The sequence below is a fragment of the Halanaerobium saccharolyticum genome, from assembly GCF_003259895.1.
In the GTDB taxonomy this organism is placed as follows: Bacteria; Bacillota; Halanaerobiia; order Halanaerobiales; family Halanaerobiaceae; genus Halanaerobium; species Halanaerobium saccharolyticum_A.
This window is the reverse complement of sequence record NZ_QLME01000003.1, coordinates 117,443-137,823: the sequence shown is the minus strand read 5'-3', so window position 1 is coordinate 137,823 and position 20,381 is coordinate 117,443. Positions and strand designations below refer to the sequence as shown.

The following is a 20,381-nucleotide window of genomic DNA, read 5'->3' as shown; positions in this document are numbered from 1 at the left end:
GCGTCTAAAATCTGGGAGCTGGATAAATTATTTAACTGGTTATCTAAATTAAGACTAAATATTTAATTTTAATAGATTGAAATGATTTTTTAACGGCAAAAATCTAAAAAGAACTACTTTAACTTTTTACTTGCCGAATTCAAGTTAAAATCTTATTTCAAAATCCTTATAATTATCAACTTTTTCATCATTAATTTCAAAATCATCTACCCGGGCAAAGGAAGGTCCTTCTTTCAATTTTAAAATCATCTGTTTGATATTATTTTTTTGACCCTGAATCACCACTTCTACTCTACCATCTGTCAGATTCTTGGCCCATCCCTTTATATCTAAAACAGCTGCCTGCTCACGAATAAAAGCTCTAAATCCTACTCCCTGAACTCTACCTGAGATATAAATATGCTTCTGAACTTTTTCTGCAGCCATTATAAACACCTCCATTTGTTTATATTATACATAGTATTATAATATCTGGCAAATTTCTTTTTTGTTTAAGTAGTGAGAGCCACCTCTTATTATTAGAAATGGCCCTTATCATTTCATTTTTAGCTGATATCTCTTTATCTTACAACTCAAACTTTAATTAACCTAAATACTGATTCACTCTTAAGGCAGCTTTTGCTCCTTCTGCAGCTGAGGTAATGATCTGTTTGTCAATAATGTTGGTTACATCTCCAGCAGCCCAAATTCCTTCAACACCAGTTTCATTTCTATCGTTAATAATAATTTCTTTAGCTTCATTTCTTTCCACTAAATCTTTAACAAAATCACTGTTTGCTATCAGTCCAATTTCAATAAATAAACCGTTAATCTTAAGTTCTTCTGTAGAATCATCTTTAACATTTTTGATTACCACTGATTCTAATTTATCTTCTCCCCTAATCTTGCTGACTTTAGTTGAAGTATGGACAGTAATCTTTTCATTATTCCTTACTCTATCCTGCAGATACTCATCTCCCATCAGTTTATCCTGAATTTCGATTAGATCTACCTGAGAATCAATATTGGCCAGATCAATGGCAGCTTCCAGACCAGAATTCCCACCACCAACTACAGCAGTTGGCTGACCTTTATAGAGGAAAGCATCACAGCTGGCACAATAATGAACCCCCTTGCCACTTAAAACATATTCCTGTTTCAGACCCAGGTGTCTTTTTTGAGCACCAGTGGCTATTATTACTGACTCAGTTACATATTCTTTATTATTATCAGTTTTAATTACCTTTTTTCCATTCTTGCTTCCAATTTCTACAGCTTCTTCTCCAATTGCTGTTTTTATCTCATATTTAGCAATATGATCCCAGAAATCATAAATCAATTGAGCCCCGGTTGTTTCTGCTTTACCAAGATAATTATCAATTTCATTGGTGTTAATTACCTGTCCCCCAATATCCTTTGTTAAAAGCAGCAGATCAATTCCTTTACGGACAGCATATAAAGCTGCATTTAAAGCAGCAGGGCCTGCACCTAAAATGATCAGTTCCCATTCTTTAGTTGAGTGATCTTTTACTTCTCGTCCAATGAGTGGATTAAACTTCCCCTTTTTTTCTAAGTTAATAATGTCATCATAACCACCCAGACTCTGATTATTAATGATAATTTGAGGTACTGTTTTATTTCCGGTTCTTTCCTGCATCACCTCATAATTATCTCCCTGATTAATATCAATCTCAGTAAAACTTAGCCCCTTACTTTTTAAAAAAGCTTTAGCCTTTTTACAGTATGGGCACCAATCTTTAGAATAAACCTCAATCTTTAACTCTTTTGACATAATAAATTCCCCCTATTACTAATCTCATTTGACATAAGTTGTAGTGGATGTTAACATAAATATTGGTTATTAGAAATTATAGAAAAATAACGAAAATACTTTAATGAGGTGAAATTAAATGGCAACAGTTATGGAATATGCGGAAGATCTTGCAAATGCAATTGTTGAATCACAGGAATTTCAGGAATTAAAAGAAAAAGAAGAAATTATGGTTGAAGATGAAGATGCAAAGTCAATGCTTGATAATCTCAATGCTAAATATCAGCAGGTACAGATGATGCAGCAGAATGGTCAGGAAGTTAGTGACGAAAAGAAGCAGGAATTACAGATGATGGAACAAAAAATGAAGCAAAATGATAAAATCTCTGAATTCTACGAAGCTCAAAATCACTTTAATCAGCTGATGAACTCTGTAAATCAGGTAATCACTCAAAAACTTCAGGGTGAGGAAGAAGAAGCTGAGTAATTTCTTATAAAATTCGAAATAATTGAAGCAAAAGAGAACCGCAGTCAGCTGGCTGCGGTTTTTTTCTATTTAATTTAACTTAAATTATTTCCTGCTTTATAGCCAGTAGAAAATGCAATCTGCAAATTATAACCACCTGTCATAGCTCCCAGATCAATTATCTCTCCAGCAAAATATAAATTATTAACTAATTTAGATTCCATGGTTTGAGGATCAATATCTTCAGTACTAACTCCACCTCTGGTTATTATTGCTCTTTTAAAATCTTTTTTAGCCTCAATATTCATTTTTAATTTCTTTAATAAGTATACCAGTTCTTCTCTTTCCTCTGCAGTAATCTGGTTTACTGTTTTATCATAATCTATAGAAGAAAGCTTTAAGATTATTGGAATTAGTTTCTGGGGCAGTAAATCACTCAGACTGTTGCCAAAATACTTATTGCTATATTTATTAAAATCTCGTAAAATTCTCTGATCTAAGGTCTGATAATCAAGGGCTGGTTTTAGATCAATTTCTAATTGATAAGCTTCTGGATTTTGATCTATGTGCATTGAAGCAGAAATAATTATCGGTCCATCCAAATATTTATCTCTAATCTCTAAGTCTCCAAACTCGCTAAAAACTTCTTCGCCCTTTTTTAATAATTTTAAACTAACATATTTCAATTTAAGTCCCTGTGCCTCATAAATCCAGTCTTCTTTTGTTTTTAAACCGCAGAGACCGGGTTCTGGCTCAATTATTTTATGTCCAGTTTCCTGAGCCAGTTTAAATCCACTCCCGTCTGAACCAGTCTGAGGATAAGAACTTCCGCCCGCTGCCAGGATTATCTTTTCTGCTTCAAGCTGGCCCTGATATTTTAATTTTACTCCCCTTACTTTTTGATCCTTAACTAAAATTTCAACTACCTGATCCTGAATTAGTTCAACATTATGTTCAAATAATTCTTTTTGTAATACTTTTAGCACATCCTGAGATCGGTTTGATTTAGGAAAAACTCTATCTCCTCTTTCAATTTTCAAAGGCAGCCCCAGCTCTTCAAAAAAATAATAAAGGCTGTAGGCATCAAACTCCGCCAGTGAACTGTACATAAAATCTGGATTATCAACTATATTTTTGATATGCTGGTTCATATCTGAGTAATTAGTTAAATTACAGCGGCCTTTACCGGTAATCAGTAGCTTTTTACCCAGATTTTTATTTTTTTCAATCAAAAGAACTTGATTCTCATTTATAGCAGCCTCTAGAGCAGCCATCATGCCTGCCGGGCCACCACCAATTACAATAACTTTATTCAAATTAAAACTTCCTTTCTTCAAATCATTTGTTGCAATCTGTTTTAACTTTATAAACTATCTACAGCCTTTTTGATTCTCTTTAATCCCTCTTTTAATCTCTGGCGGGGACAGGCAATATTTAAGCGCATATGCATTGAACCTGCATCTCCAAACCAGCGGCCCGGATTAAGCCCGACCTTTGCTTTTTTATTCATAAATTCTACTAACTGATCATCATTTTCAAAACCCAACTGAGAACAGTCCAGCCAGATTAAATATGTACCCTCTTCTTCTGTCACCTTAATTTGGGGAATATTTTCCTTAATATACTGCTGCAGAAATTTATAGTTTGCTTCTAAATACTTAAGCTGGGCTTGCAGCCATTCTTCACCCTGATTATAAGCTGACTTTAAAGCCAGCAGTCCAAAGGGGCTGTTACCTGTTGCCAAACCCTCTTTTGCCTTTTGATAGGAAACACGAAGTTCTTTAGATTCAATAATAGTATAGGATGTATGAAGACCTGCAATATTAAAAGTTTTGCTGGCTGCCATCAAAGAAATAACTTTTTTACGATAATCTTTAAATTCATCTCTTGCTAAAAGCAGCTTTAAAACTGGTGTGTGCTGATATCCTGGAAAAATCAAATCTAAATGAATTTCATCACTCAAAAGATAAATATCTTCTTTTTTTAATAAGCGCAGCAGCTCAAGCAATTCATTTTCCTGCCAGACACGCCCCACAGGATTATGGGGACTGCAAAAAATCATAGCTTTGACCTGTTTTCCCTGCTGATTGGATTCCTTTATCTGCTGTTCCAAAGCATCTAAATCCATCTGATAGTGATTATTTTTTTTAATCAGCTCATTTTTAAGCAGCTGACAGTTATTATTTTTGACTGCTCCATAAAAAGGTCTGTAGACCGGAGGCTGAACAATTACTGCATCACCAGTCTCTGTAATTGCTTTAAGAGTGAAATTAATAGCCGGTACCACTCCGGTATCAAAAATAAGCCAGTCTTTTTTTATAGCTAAATCAAATCTCCGCTGCAGCCAGTTCTGAACCGCCTGATAAATACTCTGATCGGCAAAACTGTAGCCAAAAATACCTTCTTCGACTTTCTCCTGCATTCTTTTCTTTACTGCCGGAGCTGTCTGCCAGTCAGAATCAGCTACCCACATCGGTAAAATATCCCGGCTGCCAAAAATTTCTTCTCTTTTATCCCATTTAGTTGCCATGGTGTTATTTCTATTTTCTAAGTTTGAGAATTCAAAATTGCTCACTCTATTTCCTCCTTATAAAATAAACTCGTAGAATATTATATTTCATAAACTGCTAATATAGATCTAAATTCAGAAAATCAGAGCTGATATCTATAGATATCAGCCGTCAAAATTGCAAATTTATTGTTTATAATCAGCTAATTTTCGTTTAAAAATAAAGTCATTAATTTAATCATTTCTTGATGATCATTACTACCTCCAAGTTCCCGACTGGAATGCATGGCCAGCAGAGGATTACCAAGATCAATACTTTTTATTCCCAGCTGAGTTGCAGCAATTGGCCCAATAGTTGATCCACCTCTCTTGTCACTGCGGTTGCTGTAAAACTGATAGGGAATGTCATTTTTATCCATCAGATCAATTATAACTCCAGCAGTACTGGCATTAGTAGTATACTTTAAATTAGCATTATATTTAATTACTGGTCCCTGATTTAATAAAGGACGGTTATTCTGATCATATTCCTCACTGAAATTAGGATGAACTGCATGAGCCATATCAGCAGAAAGCAAAAATGACTTTTCTATAATTCTATAATAATCTTCTTTTTTTGCCCCCAGATTATAAATTATTCTTTCAATTAAATCTCCAGCAAAGGGAGAGTCTGCTCCCTGAGGAGTATGACTCCCGATTTCCTCATTATCATAAAAAATAGCCATCTGAGTCCAGTCTCCTGAGTCTGCAGAAATAAGGGCCTTGAGAGCTGAATGAACCATCGACAGGTTATCCTGGCGCCCGGCTGCAATATATTCCTGATTAGGACCTGAAAATTGTGCCTTCTGGGTTGGATATAAATATAATTCTGTTTCCAGAATATCTGCTGATCTACAATCCAGAAACTGAGCAATCAAAGAATCCAGATTAAACTGAGTTTCGGAATCTGAGTTTTGACTCTTTTTCCTTTTTTTGTGCTGTTTGGACTGACTTAAATCCTGAGTTATCAGGGCTCTTAAACCTTTCTTTTTATCAATTTCTCCTTTTTTGTTCACATCTTTATTTAAATGAATTGCCAGATTGGGAATCACAGCCAGATTTTCTTTTAAATCAATCAATTTTTCCTGGAGTTTAAAGGAATTTTCTGATTTGAGAATAACTTTACCGGCTAGCGACAGTTCTCTATCATACCAGGTATTTAAAATTGGACCTCCATAAACCTCAGTGTTAAGAAGATACTGCTCTTCACTTTTAATTATCGGATCTGGTTTAACTTTTAATCCTGGACTGTCAGTATGTGATGAAATAATTCTAAAACCCTGATTCAAAAAATCTGTGCCAGGAATAAAAGCAATCAGAGCCGAATCATTACGGCTTAAAAAATACTTTTCTCCCTTTTTTAAATTCCACTGCTGCCCGGGATCCAGTTCTGTAAAACCAACCTGTTTCAGCTCCCTTTTCAATTCGGAGACTGCATGAAAAGCAGTAGGTGAATTATTAATAAAGCTTAAAAGTTCTTCTGCCTCTCTATTCATTTTATTTCACCCCGGCAATATCAATAATTGCCTTTGCATAAATAGCTGTACTTTTAATCAGATCATCAATCCTGATAAATTCATCTTTTTGGTGGGCTAATTCGGCCTGGCCAGGAAATAGTGGACCAAAGGCCACTCCTTTTTGGACCTTGCGCGCATAAGTTCCTCCACCAATTGCAACCGGCTCACTATCATCACTTGTAAATTCCTGATAGGCAGTCATCAATTTTTTTATAAAAGGATCATCTTTAGCAATATAAAGTGGTTCTGCATCACTCAGTAAATCTAAACTAATTAACTGCTGATCAATATTTTCTTTAATATCATCAACTACTTTTTTAGCACTTGATTTAACCGGATAGCGAATATTAACTATAAATTCTATTTTCTTTTGATCCCCTTTAATAATTCCGGTATTAAAGGTTAAGGCTGTTGGTACATTATCCTGGTCCTTACAGCCAATTGAAGCACCATCATATTCAAGCCCAATTTTTTCTTTATAAAATCTTAAAAATTCTTTAACTCTTGAATTTGCAAATGGCAGTTCAGCTAAGACATTAATTAAATAGGAAATCGCATTTTTACCATCTTCGGGCATACTGCCGTGGGCAGAAACACCATGATAGGATAATTTAATATTATTGTTTTCTATCTCTATTTTTAAGTCATCCTCTTTATAATCAATATCTATCAGCAGCTCCAGCAGCTCTTCTTTTTCCAGTCCGGATAAAACAGCCTCTGCATAATCTGGAACCATATTGGTAGCATTTCCACCTTTAATCTGTTTCAGCTGCAGTCCCTCCTGTTTGTCTCCGCTATCTCTGTCCAGATCTAGTGAAAATTTGAGATCTGCAATCCCTTTTTCTGCATGAATAGCAGGAAAAGTAGCATCCGGGCTAAAAGCCAGCTCAGGCATTTTTTCTTTTTTAAAGTAATGCTTCAGAGAGGCCATACCAGATTCTTCATTTGTCCCCAGAATTAATCTAACCCGTTTATTTAATTTAATTCCAAGTTCCTGAACAATTTTCATTGCATAGAGTGCTGCCACTGCTGGTCCTTTATCATCAATAGTTCCTCTGCCATAAATTTTATCATCATGAATTTCAGCTGCAAAAGGAGGATAGGTCCAATCACTGCCCTCAGGTACTACATCTAAGTGACAGAGCAGTGCCAGTATTTCATCCCCTTCTCCCATTTCGACATGTGCTGCCTGATTATCGATATTTTTGGTTTTAAAGCCCAGCTTCTCAGAAATCTCAAGTGCTTTTTCTAAAGCCAGATATACATTTTCCCCATAGGGATAATCACCATTAGCTTCTGCTTCAACACTTGGTATTTTTACCAGTTCCTGAGTGCTTAAAATTATGTTATCTCTTAAATATTCTGCTCTTTCTATAATTTTATCTTTCATATTTTAGTTTAATAGTTTTAACTATTAAACATTCACCTCCTGATATTAAATTTAATTTCTAAATAACATTCTATCACTTTTATTTATAAATTTAAAATTAATTCTTTAAATTAAATCTCAAATATAATATGATTAAAGAAAAGACGGACTGGGTGATCTAAAATTGAAATTAAATCAAATTGAAAGTTCAACTAAAATTAACCCTCTGGGTAAAGAAATTAAATATGGCTTTAATAATCAGCAGCAGAGGGGAGCGATTCTTTTAATTCATGGTTTTGGAGGAAAAAGCAGCAACTGGGATTATATTGCAAAAGAAATAAATAATAAACTAAATTTAGCTGTCTATGTTCCCCGACTGCCGGGACATGCCACAAATACTACTGACTTTTTAAACAGCAGTGCCGACCAGTGGCTGCGTAAAATTATTGACAGTTATTTATTTTTAAAAAATGATTATCAGGATATTTATCTGGCTGGTCTTTCTATGGGAGGGCTGCTGGCAACACTGCTTGCATCTAATTTTAAGGTTAAAAAATTATCTCTGATAGCTCCGGCATTTTTTGCTTTTAAAAGAAGTATTGCTTTTACTCCCTATTTAAAATATTTTATCAAAAAAGTAAACAATGATTTTAAAATTGATGAAAATAATTTAACTGAGGCAGAAATTGATTATCATAATAATTACAGCTTCAATTATTATCCCGAAGCCCTGGCTGAATTATATAAACTAATGAAAAAAGGTAGAAAAGCAGCAGCTGAAATAACTGCCCCAACCCAGTTAATTTTATCAACAAGTGATCAGCAAGTAGATAGTAAACAGATTGAAAAATTTCTAAATAAAAAAATGGGACAATTTTTAGTAGATCAAAAGATCTATCAAAAATCATCCCATGTAATTATCAATGATCTTGAAAAAGAAAGATGTGCTGAGGATATAATTAACTTTTTCAGTAAATAATTTCAATATTCAACTTCTAACTTATTTAACCGATTGCTATTCAGTCTTAAATTAATTCCTGCAGCTGTTTTAGATATTTTTTAAATTTAGCAGCTGCATTTTCTATAGCATCAGATTTTTCCATATCCACACCAGCTTTTCTTAAGATATTAAGTGGATAATCACTACCACCTGCTTTAAGAAATTCTAAATAATTGGCTGCCGTTTCTGGACCTTCAGACTGTATCTTATCTGCCAGAGCTGCTGCTGCAGAATAACCGGTTGCATATTTATAGACATAAAAATTATAGTAAAAATGAGGAATTCTGGCCCATTCATAATCCAGTTTTTGATCAATAACCAGGACCTCACCAAAATACTTCTGATTTAACTTTCTATACATTGTTTTCATTGCCTGAGAAGTTAAGCTTTCCCCTGATTCCACACTCTCATGGATCATTTTTTCAAATTCAGCAAACATAGTCTGTCTGTAGACAGTGCCCCTGAAACCCTCTAAGAAGTAATTTAGAAGATAAAGTTTCTCTTCTCTACTTTCTGCATTATCCAGCATATAATCTAATAGTAAATTTTCATTTAAAGTTGAGGCAACTTCTGCCACAAAAATTTTATAATCAGCATATAAATAGGGCTGATTTTTATTTGCGTAATAACTGTGCATGGCATGTCCCATTTCGTGGATTAAAGTAAATAAATTACTGATATCCTGAGTATAATTCATTAAAATATAGGGGTGAACACCATAACAGCCGCTTGAATAAGCTCCTGAGCGCTTGCCTTTGTTTTCATAAACATCTATCCAGCCTGAATTAAAACCCTCTTCTACCTTATTAATATAATCTTCTCCCAGAGGTTTTACTGCTTCTTTAATAATATCTTTTGTTTCCTGATACTTAAATTTAAGATCAATCTCTTTGATTAAAGGAGTATAAGTATCATAGATATGGAGTTCATCCAGCTTGAGCATTTCTTTTTTAAGTTTCATATACTGATGCAGTGGTTCTAAATTATCAGAAACAGTGTCAATTAAATTATTATAAACAGCAGTGCTGATATTATCATTATCCAGAGCCGATTCTAAAGCACTATCGTATTTTCTGGCCCGGGCATAAAAGACATCACCCTTAACTGAGCTGTCAAGCACAGCCGCAAATGCATTTTCAAGATCTTCATACTCTCCGTGCATTCCTTCAAAAGCATCCTCACGAACTCTTCTGTTTTCATTTTTTAATAAATCGATATATCTGCCGTGTGTCAGCCGCAGCTCTTCGTTATTTTCATCTTTAATAAGCGGAAATTCCAGATCGGCATTATTCAGCATACTAAAGATATTTTCTGAACTCTGAGTAACTTCTCCAGCTAGGGCCAGAATCTTTTCTTCTTCTGCAGAAAGATAATGTTCTTTCTGTCTTAAAATATTATCAAAAAAGTGGTTAAAAAATTCTAGTTCTTCATTTTCTGATTTATAACTTTCTAATTTCTCTTCTCCCAGCTGAATAATTGCCGGCACCATAAAAGCCGTTGAATTAGAAAGTTTATTATAGACCATCATTGCCTTATTTTTGTAACTTTGATATTTTTCATTCTGAGTATTTTGATCATACTTCATATGAGCGTAAGTATATAATTTTGCAGTTTTTTCTTCAATTTTAATAATTTTATTTAAAGAACTCAGCAGTTTATCAGCACTGTCTGTAAAATCATCTTTTATTTCCTTAATTTTCTTTACTTCTACCAGAACATTATCCAGTTCTGTTTCAAATTTCTGATCATCTTCATAAATATCATTCAAATTCCATTTGTATTTTTCATCAATTTCTTCTCGTTTTTTTAATTCTTTAGACAAAGGAAATCTTCCTTTCTATTTTTTTACTTTTATTATTTTCATGTTTTAAAAGCCATTCTTTTCTCCAGACTCCACCAGAATAATTTTTAATCTTACCATCTGCAGAAATAACTCTATGCGAGGGAATAATAACTGCAATTGGGTTTTTGCTGTTTGCTTTTGCTACTGCTTGAGAAGCCTCAGGTTTACCAACTGCTGCAGCCAATTCTAAATAAGAGTAAGTTTTTCCATAAGGAATTGTTTGTAAAAAATTCCAGACTTTAAGTTCGAAAGGACTGCCATCTAATTGAAATGGAATTTCAAAAGAATTTCTTTTTCCCAGAAAATACTGATTTAACTGATCAAAAATCAAATTATAAATTATGAGTATTTCCGGATCCTCATAAAAGTTCTTCTGACAGTTATTCTTTACTTCTCTTAAATGATCATCAAATTCTATTTTTAATAAAGCTTGATTATTAAAATTTATTTTTAAAATACCGATAGGTGAGGGATAATATGTATGATAGCTGTCCTTAGTCAAAATATTCACCCCTTATATATTTCAAGTCAGATGGAGCTGAAAAACGATCTAAATAATAGGCAGCAAGCAGAATCATTTCTTTTCTGGTCATTATTCTTTCTTTAGAAAAAATTGTGCTTAAATTTTCAGGAATTAAATTCATTTCTTTAGCTTTTTTAAAATATTCTTTGCTTTCCATTTCTAAAACTCGCTGGCTTTCGGCTGCCAACAGTAGTTTCAAAGCATTAATTGTAGTTAATTTCTGGCTGCTGCTTAAAGTCTCAAGGCTGCCGGGCACCCACTCATAAAGATTTTCTGCCTCTTTTTTCTGCATTATTTTTAAAATAGTTGCTGTAAATTCCTTTTCTGTTGGTGGAATATTTAATTTAAAGTTATTATTGTAACCTCCAATTGTAATTCCCCAGGACAACAATTTTTCTAGACTAATTAAAAGTTTTTGTTCCTTGATGATCGGAGATTCTGAAGGATATTTTTCTAGATCAATATTTAACTGAGAGCGAATCTTGTTTAAACTTTGATTATCACGGGTAATTGCAAGCAGCTTTTTATCTTGATTTAAGGCTTCTGAAGCTGCAATAGCTGCCGCTTCAGCTGTATTCATTCCAACTGGTAAAACCCGGGCGCTTGCTGCCGCCAGTGAACTATAACCGCTGCTGCGGCCCACAATCATTAAATTATCATTTTTTCGAGCAATTAAAGATCTTAAAGGAATAGCATAATATTCAGGATTAAATAAAACAAAACCAGGATAATCATGGTCTGCTGCCTGATAATCCAGAGGATAAGAGGCAATTGTTATACTATCAGCGAATATTTTCTGACGAAATAAATCTTTAACTTTTAACTGGTATTCCGTTAAAAAATGTCGACTTTCTCTTCTGTAAAGTTCTTCAGGTAAATCGCTAAGTTCTGCTTTTTCAAATCCCGCTAATTTATTTTGAAAATATTTTAATATCAGTTCGGCCTCTTCAGCTGCCTTATTTTTAGCTTCTAAAATTGAAGACTCAGAAAGTGGATCTACATTAAATAAAAGAAGTGCATTAATATAGGCCTCATAACTGTCGTCATTTTCTATAAAAACTATATTGAGTCCTCTTAAACGCAGATTCTGGTTCCGGGGTTGATAACTCTTACCAAAATTAGAAAATCCCCAGGCGTGATCATCTTTAAAATGACTCTGTTGATATCTATTATTTCTAACTGCTTTTTTTAGCTTTTCCGGTTCTACTTCTGAAAATTTTAAAATTTGAGTAGAAGCCATCCAGCTATTTTTTAAATTCATATCAGCTGTACCAACAAAGAAATCTTCTTCAGCAGCTGCAGCCAGATCACCATCCTGTGAAGCATCAATAAAAATTTCTGCACTAAGCTTATAAAGATTATTCTCTTTTTTTACCTTAATTGATTCAATTTTATTATCTTTACTCTGAACTTCCTGCAGCTCAGCAGAATTGATAATTTTAATATTCTGTTCTCCCTCCAGCATTTCCGTAAATGCAGCTTCTGCTTTTTGAGGAGAAAATGAGATAGATGCACCAATTTTTTGGTGCCATTCCGAAAATAGTCCCTGATTTATATTATTTGAATTACGATCATAATTTAAGTCCAGAAAATTAAGAGCTGCATAAGTCATTAACCCACCCGGCTTTTCTCTGGTCATAACCAAAATTACTTCTTTACCTTCTCTGGCAGCCGCAACAGCAGCTGCAACTCCTTCTGGTTCAGCTGAAAAAACAACTATCTCAGTTTTAAAGCTTTCAGCTGCATAAATTGAAGAACTTATAATTACAAGCAAAAAAATTGTAATTATAATATTTAACAATTTTTTATTTTCTTTTAACATCTCTTTTCTCCTCAATGATTTTTGTCTATTTATTAAAATTCAGCATTTCCAGGAGTACGGGGGAATGAAATGACATCTCTAATATTTTGCATTCCAGAGAGATACATTAAAAGTCTTTCAAAACCCAGCCCGAAACCAGAATGGGGTACTGAACCATATTTTCTAATATCCAGAAACCACTCATATTTTTCTAAATCCATATTCAGTTCTTCCATTCGTTGTTTTAGCTTATCATATCTTTCTTCACGCTGGCTGCCGCCAATAATTTCTCCTACACCAGGTACCAGACAATCAACTGCCGCAACTGTTTTACCGTCATCATTCTGCCGCATATAAAAAGCTTTAATTTCTTTTGGATAATCTTTAACCATAATTGGTTTTTGAAAATGTTCTTCTGTTAAATATCTTTCGTGTTCAGACTGCAGATCAACACCCCAGCTTACTGGATATTCAAAGTCCTGACCACTATTTTCTAAGATTTCTATAGCTTCAGTATAGGTAATTCTACCAAAATCAGCCTCGATAATATTCTCAATCATTTCCCGACGCCCTTCGTCAATCCACTGATTAAAAAAGTCCATTTCTTCTTCCGCAGTTTCCAGAGCAAATTTAAATAAGTTTTTAATAAAGTCCTCCATTAAAGTCATCATTTCGTCCAAATTACAGAAAGCCATCTCTGGTTCAATCATCCAGAACTCTGAAGCGTGGCGGGAGGTGTTAGAATTTTCAGCTCTAAAGGTTGGTCCAAAAGTATAAACATCCCCCAGAGCAGTTGCAAGCAGTTCAGCTTCCAGCTGACCACTTACCGTCAGACCGGTTTCGCGAGCAAAAAAGTCCTCATTGAAATTTATTTCTCCTTTTTCTGTGCGGGGAAGATTATCTAAATCAAGAGTAGTTACTTTAAAAACCTCACCTGCTCCCTCTGCATCACCAGAAGTAATTATTGGTGTATGAATATATTTAAAATCTTTATTATAAAAATAATCATGAACTGCATAAGACATTTTACTGCGGAAGCGGTTAACAACCCCAAATGTATTTGTTCTGGCTCTTAAATGAGCAATTTCTCTTAAAAATTCAAAACTGTGTCTTTTTTTCTGAAGAATAAAGTCTTCTGGAGCCTCTCCAATAATATCGATTTCTTCTGCTTTCATCTCTACATCCTGTTCTCTACCTTCAACTTTATCGATATAGCCTTTAACTTTTATACTGGCACCAGTATTAATCTCGTCCAGTGGATGCTGATCTGGATTTAAGATAACAAGCTGTAAATTTTCAAGAGCACTCCCATCATTAATTTCTATAAAGGCAATATTTTTTGAGACTCTTTTTGTTCTTACCCATCCCATAACAATAATGTCTTTATAGCTATCAATATTATCTTCTAAAATATCCTTAATTTTTTTCTTCTCAAAATAATTCATTTTATTATTTTCCTCCCAATTATGTTATTCTAAACTGCCGCTTAATTAGAATTAATAAATTTTACCGCAGTTAATTTATAATAGAATAATTTCTATTATATTTACTTCTCGTAAGTAGAGCTAAATCCTTTAAGAAATAAATAAAATTTCTCATCAATTTAGTCTAAAAGTATTTAAAAGCCCGGAGTAAAGACCCCGGGCTGTAATAAATTTTTAAAAATTATTTTTCTAATTTCATTGGCTCACCACAACAAACAAGTTCTCCACCGCCAGCTTCCTTTACCTCAACAACATTACCACAGATATCGCAGCGATAAACTTCTCCTTCTTTCTTTACATTCATCTTTTTACCTCCTCATATAATATCATAAAATATAAACAACAATTTTAAAAATCTGTAAATCTATTTACCTGATACTAAATATATTATATGTGAAAAAAGAAGTTTTTGCAATATTTAATTATTGATCTGGTCCAACTTAAATTCATTATGTAAGACATTCAAGGCTTTATTAGCTTCTTCCTTTTTTATTAAACAGGAAATTTTTATTTCAGAAGTAGTTATCATCTCAATATTAATCTCATTTTCACCAAAAGAACAAAACATTCTGGCAGCAATACCAGGTGTTGACTGCATGCCGGCTCCCACAATAGAAATTTTAGCAACATCTTGATCAATAGTATAATTGTTGAATTTAAGTTCCTCTTTAATTTTATTAAGCACCTTAACAGCCAGTTTTTCCTGTTCCTGATTGATAGTAAAGGTTATATCATTTAGTTCATCCCGCTGTAAGTTCTGAATAATCATATCAACATTAACTCCAGCATCGGCAAGTGCTTTAAACATTTTACCAGCTATTCCGGGCTCATCTGGCACTCTCTCAACAGTAATTTTAATTTCTCCTAGATCACTCGCTGCTCCTACTACATTTTTTTTACCTTCCATTTTCTCATCTCCTCTAACAATTGTACCTTCTGTCTTATTAAAACTTGAGGCAATATATAATTCCAGACCAAAATTATTTGCCAGTTCTACAGCCCTGGGATGCAGTACATTGGCACCTAGGTTGGCAAGTTCTAGCATTTCCTGATATGAGATAGAATCCAGTTTGCTTGCTTCTTCTACAATTCTTGGATCGGCTGTATAAACACCGTCTACATCAGAATATATCTCACAGCGATCGGCATTCATAGCTGCCGCTACTGCAACAGTTGTGGTATCAGAACCACCACGACCTAGAGTTGTAAAATCCTGATTATCATTTACCCCCTGAAAACCGGCAACTATAACAATTTTATTTTCAGCAAGTTCTTTTTTTAAGCGTGTTGTATCAACATCTTTAATCATTGCCTGATTGTGTTTTTCATCAGTTTTGATTTTCATCTGACTACCGGTTAAAGAAATCGCCGGATAACCTAAAGCATGAATTGCCATTGTTAAAAGAGCAATTGAAACCTGTTCCCCTGTTGTTAAGAGCATATCTACTTCTCTTGGATCAGGATCATCAGTGATATCTCCCATTAAATCTATTAAATGATCGGTAGTATCTCCCATAGCTGATACTACAACTACCATTTGATTGCCTTCCTCATAACCCTCAATTACTCTGCTGGCAACATTTTTTATTAAATCAGGATTTGCTACTGAACTTCCTCCATATTTTTGTACAATTAATGACAATTGTTTCACCTTCCTATTGTAAATTATAAATTATTAAGCTTCTTTAACCGCTATAATATTATTAACAGTTAATACTCCTTCTAGATCCTCAACTTCTTCTAATAATTCTTCTAAATCTTTTTCCTTTATTTTCTTAGTTAAAATTATCACCGGCAGCAGCGGTGTTTCAGTTAAATTGTCATGTAAAATTAAATCTGCCAAATTTTTTTCTGAAAATATTTTTTTTATTTTATCTATTATTTCCTCATCTTTTTCGAGCTGAAGTCTGACATAAAAAGAACTAAACTTTTCCTGATAATAATCCGATACACTAATATTTTTTATTTCAATATTAAACTCTGATTGGTTTTTATTTTTTATAAATTCAGCTGCCTTTATAAGATCAAGGCTCAACAAATTCACAGAGGCCTGATCTGAGTTTTCTGCTGTAAAGGTAGTTTTAGCATTATAATTTGAAAGTATTTCCACTCCATTACTATTTTCATTAATTGAAGCTAAAAAACTGTCCTGAGGAATCAAATTTGGTCTGACCCCAAGATATAATTCTTTATTTTCTTTTTTGATAGTACAGATCAGTTTTATTTTATAACCAAGTTCTGCTGCATAAATCAAATCATAGCTTGTAATTCCCTTAATTCCTTTAGCATTAATCAGCGCTGGATCTAGAGCTGTATTATAAAATAGATTAGTCAGTATAATTATTTTATTTAAACTATCAACTCCATTTAAATCTAGATCAGTATTTTCTTCTGTATAACTTAACTCCTTTGCCTGTTCTACTGTCTCTTTCATGCTAATAGTATATTTTTCCATCTCTGCTAGAATATAATTAGTAGTAGCATTTAAAATTGCATTTAGCTCTTCCAGCTCATCCAGAGCATAAAAATTATCAATAAGCGTTTTTATAGGCAGAGGAGAAAATGCAGCTGAAAAAAACACCCTGCTTTCAAATCTTTTCTCCATCTTTCTAATTTCCAGATAATTTTCTGCAATTACTTTGAGGTTGGAAGTAATAACAATTTTTTTGTTTTTTAGAGCTCTAAGCAGGTAATCTGAAGACTCCTGTTTTCTACTCAGCTCCAAAATTATATCAACTTCTGGATCTGCTAAAATTTTATTATAGTCTTTTATAAAATCTGTTTTTTTAAATTTTTTTGTAAAAGAAGAGGGTATTTTTTTATCCACAGAATTATTTAAAATATATGTAATCTCCACTTTTTGAGCTGTTAATTTCTCAATTTGATTTATATTTTTCTCAAAGAAATTGAAAAATTTCTGAAAAAGACCTTCCTGATTAGTAATTAGGGCCAGTTTTAGCATTTTAAGATATCTCCTCTTTTAAGATCTGATATAAGCTTTGATTACAGGCTTTCACTTTATAAACAGCTGTATTAATAAAATGGGATTCAAATACAGCTTTCATGTTATCTGCAATTATTTCTGAATTCTCTGCAGTACAGGCTAAAATCGTTGGACCTGCTCCACTTAAAGCTACTCCATAAGCCCCACTATCATAAGCTGCTTTAAGAACCTGATCAAATCCTTTAATTAGTTTTTTTCTAAAAGGTTGATGAAGTTGATCCTCCATTGCAGTTTTCAAGAGATGATATTCCTTATTAATAAAAGCTGCTGTCAGCAGACTGACCCTGCCCAGATTAGAAATAGCACCTGAATAACTAATTTTTTTAGGTAAGACCTGCCGCAGTTTTTCAGTTTTTAATTCAAAGTCGGGAACTACTAAGATAAAATCTAAATCCTGCTCCACATCTATTTTATAATAATTATAGTTATTATTGCAATAAAAATTTATTGTCAGCCCCCCAACTAAAGCTGGAACCACATTATCTGGATGTTTTTCCAGTGCGACAGCAAGTTGGATAAAATCTTTTTCACTAATTAAAGTACCTGAGACCATTGCTGCAGCAGCAAGCCCACCAATTATAGCAGAAGAACTACTTCCCAGTCCTCTAGCAAGGGGAGTGTACATTTCTTCTATTATCTCTGCACCTCTTAAATCCTGATTAATAAAATCAAAGTATTTCTGATAGGCCAAAACTACCAGATTATCTGAATTAGCAATTTTTATAGTTTTATTTTGATTTTTATCAATAACTTTAATTTTTAACTGCTGATCATCTCTCTTTTTGACTTTAAAATTATTGTATAAACTTAAAGCAAGTCCCAGCGTATCATAACCAGGACCAAGATTTGCTGAGGTTGCAGGAACTTTTATTTGAGGCATAATAATTTTCCTTTCCTAATTCTTTTTAAGACCAGTGTGGCCAAAACCGCCTTCTCCTCGCTGGCTCGCACTTAAATTATCGACTTCTTTCCACTTAATAGTGTTTACTTTTTGAATAATTAATTGTGCAATTCTATCATTAAAATTTATATTAAAATCATCTGGACCATGGTTGATCAAAATTACGCCGACTTCACCTCTATAACCAGAATCAATAACTCCATCAGCATTTAAAACAGTAACTCCTTTTTTTAAAGCCAGGCCGCTGCGCGGATAAACAAAAGCAGCATAACCCTTTGGTACCGCTATTTTTAAGCCTGTTTTTATTAATTTATAGGCTCCGCTTTTAATAGTCACCTCTTCTGCCGCATGCAGATCAAGACCAGCATCTTCTCCAAAATGTTGATATCGAGGTAATTCTATATCTTTATTAACTCTTTCTACTTTAATTTCCATTAGCATCATCCTTTATTTTATATTGCAGACCAGTTTGCGAACTAATCTGATAGTTATTATTATAGATTAGATCTTCAATTTTGACAAATTGAAATTCTTCTTTTAACATCGGAATAATTTCAGCCAGTATTTCAACAATATTGTTAGAATCATTATGAAAAAGCAGGATATCGCCTGAACTTATATTTTTATTAACTCGCTCAATAATATATTCTTTCCCGGGATTCATCCAGTCATGAGAATCCAGGCTCCACTGGACAACCTGATATCCCAGTTCTCTTGCAGTTTCAATTACAAGGCTGTTGTACTCTCCATATGGAGGTCTAAACAACTTTATTTCTGATTGAGAATCCTGATAATTGTTAATTATGGACTCCGTCCGCAGCAGCTCGGCCTTAATTTCAGACTTAGTTAAAGTATTGAAATGAGGATGGCTGTAAGAATGATTATATATTTGATGACCTGAAGCTATTATTTTATTAACAAGCTCAGGATTATTTTTGAGCCAGATTCCAGCGAAGAAAAAGGATACTGGTATTTCTTCTCTTTTAAATAATTCCAGCAGAGCTTCTGTTTGATTACTGCCCCAGGCTCCATCAACTGTCAGAGTTATTTTTTGATCATCTCTCTGAACCTGATAAATTGGAACCAGACGGCTGCTGGAGTAATCCTTTAAATAAGCAGCTTCCCCAGCAAAAGTATTAGCAGATAATAAAATAAAAACAATTATAAAAAAATAAGCCAGCTTTGGTTTAAAAAGCTGGAAGGTTTTATTTAAATAATTGGACAAAAAATCACCTCTATTCTACAAAAACATGATCGCCAATTTCGGTTATAACTCTTCTTCCTCTAAAAAAGCTAACTCTGGTAGCAGTTCTTGGATTATAAAAATAGAGAGCACCATTTGTTGGGTCACTGCCATTTAGTGCTTCTCTGGCTGCTCTATAAGCAGTCTGATTCGGAGTTAAATTAATCTGCCCATCACTGACAGCAGAAAACTGTCCACTCTGATAAATAACTTGAGCAAAAGTATCCGGAAACTGCCGACTAAGCACTCTATTAATAATAACTGCAGCTACAGCAACCTGCCCCACATAGGGCTCACCTCTGGATTCTCCATAAATTGCTCTTGCTAAAAGATCAAGTTCCTGCTTACTGACTCTCTGATTTAAAATTTGATGTGAAGTTAAGTTGTGGATCGGTAGTCTAATTTTTTCTCCAGTCCGCAAAAAACTATTTTCTTTGTCATTTAGAGCTAAAATAGTTCCAATTGAAGTGCTGAAATCTCTAGCTAAATCATAAAGTGTATCACCTGGACCAACATAATAGTCTATAATTTTATCTTCCGGTATTTTATCAATATCAGGCGCCTGCTGGCCGGGATTTATGCGAGCTGCATAATGGGTGTTGATCGCAAAAGTTAGCTTATTTTTCTGGGCTTTGTACTCTGTAAATAATTTTTTCTTTCCTTTTTTTTCTGTCTCTCTGTTTTCTTTATTATTCTGTGGGATCACTAGTTCATCCCCCATTCTAATACTTGCTTCATTAGAAATATTATTTTCAGTTTTTAATTGATTTAAATCAACCTCATATTCAGCTGCAATCTCCGAAAGCGTATCTCCCTGCTGGATAACATAGATTAAACTAAGACTGGGAGCAGAATACGCAGCAGTAGAAAATAATAATATGATTAAGAATATCATTAAATTTGGAATGAATATATTTTTATTTTTCATCTTT

General features: G+C 33.7%; 19 protein-coding genes. 2 read left to right on the top strand and 17 right to left on the bottom strand.

Annotated features, from left to right (window positions below; genetic code table 11):
- Positions 1-144 precede the first annotated feature (144 nt).
- Both C7958_RS03600 and C7958_RS03595 read right to left on the bottom strand, forming a co-directional pair.
- Positions 145-426: an acylphosphatase gene (locus C7958_RS03600; RefSeq protein WP_111571309.1), complete on the bottom strand. Its 282-nt coding sequence runs from the start codon at positions 424-426 to the stop codon at positions 145-147.
- A 157-nt stretch (positions 427-583) separates the two neighbouring features.
- Positions 584-1,771: an FAD-dependent oxidoreductase gene (locus tag C7958_RS03595; protein ID WP_111571308.1), complete on the bottom strand. Its 1,188-nt coding sequence runs from the start codon at positions 1,769-1,771 to the stop codon at positions 584-586.
- A 118-nt stretch (positions 1,772-1,889) separates the two neighbouring features.
- On the opposite strand from C7958_RS03595, the gene C7958_RS03590 reads away from it, so the two are divergent.
- Positions 1,890-2,237 carry a YlbF family regulator gene (locus C7958_RS03590; RefSeq protein WP_111571307.1) on the top strand — a complete coding sequence of 116 codons (348 nt, stop codon included), beginning with the start codon at positions 1,890-1,892 and terminating at the stop codon, positions 2,235-2,237.
- Positions 2,238-2,311: 74 nt separating this feature from the next.
- On the opposite strand, the gene C7958_RS03585 is transcribed toward C7958_RS03590, so the two are convergent.
- The 4 genes from C7958_RS03585 to pepV form a co-directional block, all read right to left on the bottom strand.
- Positions 2,312-3,532, bottom strand: coding sequence for an NAD(P)/FAD-dependent oxidoreductase (locus tag C7958_RS03585; RefSeq protein ID WP_111571306.1), 1,221 nt, complete (start codon positions 3,530-3,532; stop codon positions 2,312-2,314).
- Between the two features lie 47 nt (positions 3,533-3,579).
- Positions 3,580-4,791, bottom strand: coding sequence for a MalY/PatB family protein (locus tag C7958_RS03580; RefSeq protein WP_111571305.1), 1,212 nt, complete (start codon positions 4,789-4,791; stop codon positions 3,580-3,582).
- A gap of 137 nt (positions 4,792-4,928) precedes the next feature.
- Complete coding sequence (locus C7958_RS03575; RefSeq protein ID WP_111571304.1) at positions 4,929-6,260, bottom strand: M18 family aminopeptidase; 1,332 nt, start codon at positions 6,258-6,260, stop codon at positions 4,929-4,931.
- A 1-nt stretch (position 6,261) separates the two neighbouring features.
- Positions 6,262-7,671, bottom strand: a complete 1,410-nt coding sequence (gene pepV, locus C7958_RS03570) for a dipeptidase PepV (protein WP_111571303.1) — start codon at positions 7,669-7,671, stop codon at positions 6,262-6,264.
- 163 nt (positions 7,672-7,834) lie between these two features.
- On the opposite strand from pepV, the gene C7958_RS03565 reads away from it, so the two are divergent.
- Positions 7,835-8,629: an alpha/beta hydrolase gene (locus C7958_RS03565; protein ID WP_111571302.1), complete on the top strand. Its 795-nt coding sequence runs from the start codon at positions 7,835-7,837 to the stop codon at positions 8,627-8,629.
- A 46-nt stretch (positions 8,630-8,675) separates the two neighbouring features.
- Here the strand turns inward: C7958_RS03565 and pepF are convergent, their stop codons facing one another.
- The 11 genes from pepF to C7958_RS03510 all read right to left on the bottom strand — a co-directional run bounded on the left by pepF (position 8,676) and on the right by C7958_RS03510 (position 20,377).
- Positions 8,676-10,472 carry an oligoendopeptidase F gene (pepF, locus tag C7958_RS03560; RefSeq protein ID WP_111571301.1) on the bottom strand — a complete coding sequence of 599 codons (1,797 nt, stop codon included), beginning with the start codon at positions 10,470-10,472 and terminating at the stop codon, positions 8,676-8,678.
- On the bottom strand, positions 10,465-10,995 hold the full coding sequence (locus C7958_RS03555) for a methylated-DNA--[protein]-cysteine S-methyltransferase (protein ID WP_375669746.1): 531 nt from the start codon (positions 10,993-10,995) through the stop codon (positions 10,465-10,467). The genes pepF and C7958_RS03555 overlap by 8 nt, the downstream gene beginning before the upstream one ends.
- A complete protein-coding gene (locus C7958_RS03550) occupies positions 10,988-12,838 on the bottom strand; it encodes an FAD-dependent oxidoreductase (protein ID WP_111571300.1) in 1,851 nt (616 codons plus the stop codon). Before C7958_RS03550 ends, C7958_RS03555 begins: the two co-directional genes overlap by 8 nt.
- Before the next feature lie 32 nt (positions 12,839-12,870).
- Positions 12,871-14,262 carry an asparagine--tRNA ligase gene (gene asnS, locus C7958_RS03545; RefSeq protein ID WP_111571299.1) on the bottom strand — a complete coding sequence of 464 codons (1,392 nt, stop codon included), beginning with the start codon at positions 14,260-14,262 and terminating at the stop codon, positions 12,871-12,873.
- Positions 14,263-14,482: 220 nt separating this feature from the next.
- Positions 14,483-14,605 (bottom strand): desulfoferrodoxin FeS4 iron-binding domain-containing protein, encoded by a 123-nt coding sequence (locus C7958_RS03540; protein ID WP_111571298.1) that lies wholly within the window; start codon positions 14,603-14,605, stop codon positions 14,483-14,485.
- A gap of 114 nt (positions 14,606-14,719) precedes the next feature.
- Positions 14,720-15,943, bottom strand: coding sequence for an aspartate kinase (locus C7958_RS03535; RefSeq protein WP_111571297.1), 1,224 nt, complete (start codon positions 15,941-15,943; stop codon positions 14,720-14,722).
- 33 nt (positions 15,944-15,976) lie between these two features.
- Positions 15,977-17,263: a homoserine dehydrogenase gene (locus C7958_RS03530; RefSeq protein WP_111571296.1), complete on the bottom strand. Its 1,287-nt coding sequence runs from the start codon at positions 17,261-17,263 to the stop codon at positions 15,977-15,979.
- Position 17,264: 1 nt separating this feature from the next.
- The gene (gene thrB, locus C7958_RS03525; protein WP_111571295.1) at positions 17,265-18,185 is read right to left on the bottom strand and encodes a homoserine kinase; all 921 of its coding nucleotides are present in this window, start codon (positions 18,183-18,185) and stop codon (positions 17,265-17,267) included.
- Positions 18,186-18,200: 15 nt separating this feature from the next.
- Positions 18,201-18,641 (bottom strand): dUTP diphosphatase, encoded by a 441-nt coding sequence (gene dut / locus C7958_RS03520; RefSeq protein ID WP_111571294.1) that lies wholly within the window; start codon positions 18,639-18,641, stop codon positions 18,201-18,203.
- A complete protein-coding gene (locus C7958_RS03515; RefSeq protein WP_243834229.1) occupies positions 18,631-19,431 on the bottom strand; it encodes a polysaccharide deacetylase family protein in 801 nt (266 codons plus the stop codon). The genes dut and C7958_RS03515 overlap by 11 nt, the downstream gene beginning before the upstream one ends.
- 10 nt (positions 19,432-19,441) lie before the next feature.
- Entirely contained in the window at positions 19,442-20,377 is a 936-nt protein-coding gene (locus tag C7958_RS03510) for a cell wall hydrolase (protein WP_111571293.1), read from the bottom strand.
- Positions 20,378-20,381 lie beyond the last annotated feature (4 nt).

Bases quoted from the DNA above. Each gene is read 5' to 3' on its own strand.
- C7958_RS03600 (WP_111571309.1), bottom strand. From the start codon at position 426: ATGGCTGCAGAAAAAGTTCAGAAGCATATTTATATCTCAGGTAGAGTT.
- C7958_RS03595 (WP_111571308.1), bottom strand. From the start codon at position 1,771: ATGTCAAAAGAGTTAAAGATTGAGGTTTATTCTAAAGATTGGTGCCCA.
- C7958_RS03590 (WP_111571307.1), top strand. From the start codon at position 1,890: ATGGCAACAGTTATGGAATATGCGGAAGATCTTGCAAATGCAATTGTT.
- C7958_RS03575 (WP_111571304.1), bottom strand. From the start codon at position 6,260: ATGAATAGAGAGGCAGAAGAACTTTTAAGCTTTATTAATAATTCACCT.
- pepV (WP_111571303.1), bottom strand. From the start codon at position 7,671: ATGAAAGATAAAATTATAGAAAGAGCAGAATATTTAAGAGATAACATA.
- C7958_RS03550 (WP_111571300.1), bottom strand. From the start codon at position 12,838: ATGTTAAAAGAAAATAAAAAATTGTTAAATATTATAATTACAATTTTT.
- asnS (WP_111571299.1), bottom strand. From the start codon at position 14,262: ATGAATTATTTTGAGAAGAAAAAAATTAAGGATATTTTAGAAGATAAT.
- C7958_RS03540 (WP_111571298.1), bottom strand. From the start codon at position 14,605: ATGAATGTAAAGAAAGAAGGAGAAGTTTATCGCTGCGATATCTGTGGT.
- C7958_RS03530 (WP_111571296.1), bottom strand. From the start codon at position 17,263: ATGCTAAAACTGGCCCTAATTACTAATCAGGAAGGTCTTTTTCAGAAA.
- thrB (WP_111571295.1), bottom strand. From the start codon at position 18,185: ATGCCTCAAATAAAAGTTCCTGCAACCTCAGCAAATCTTGGTCCTGGT.
- dut (WP_111571294.1), bottom strand. From the start codon at position 18,641: ATGGAAATTAAAGTAGAAAGAGTTAATAAAGATATAGAATTACCTCGA.
- C7958_RS03510 (WP_111571293.1), bottom strand. From the start codon at position 20,377: ATGAAAAATAAAAATATATTCATTCCAAATTTAATGATATTCTTAATC.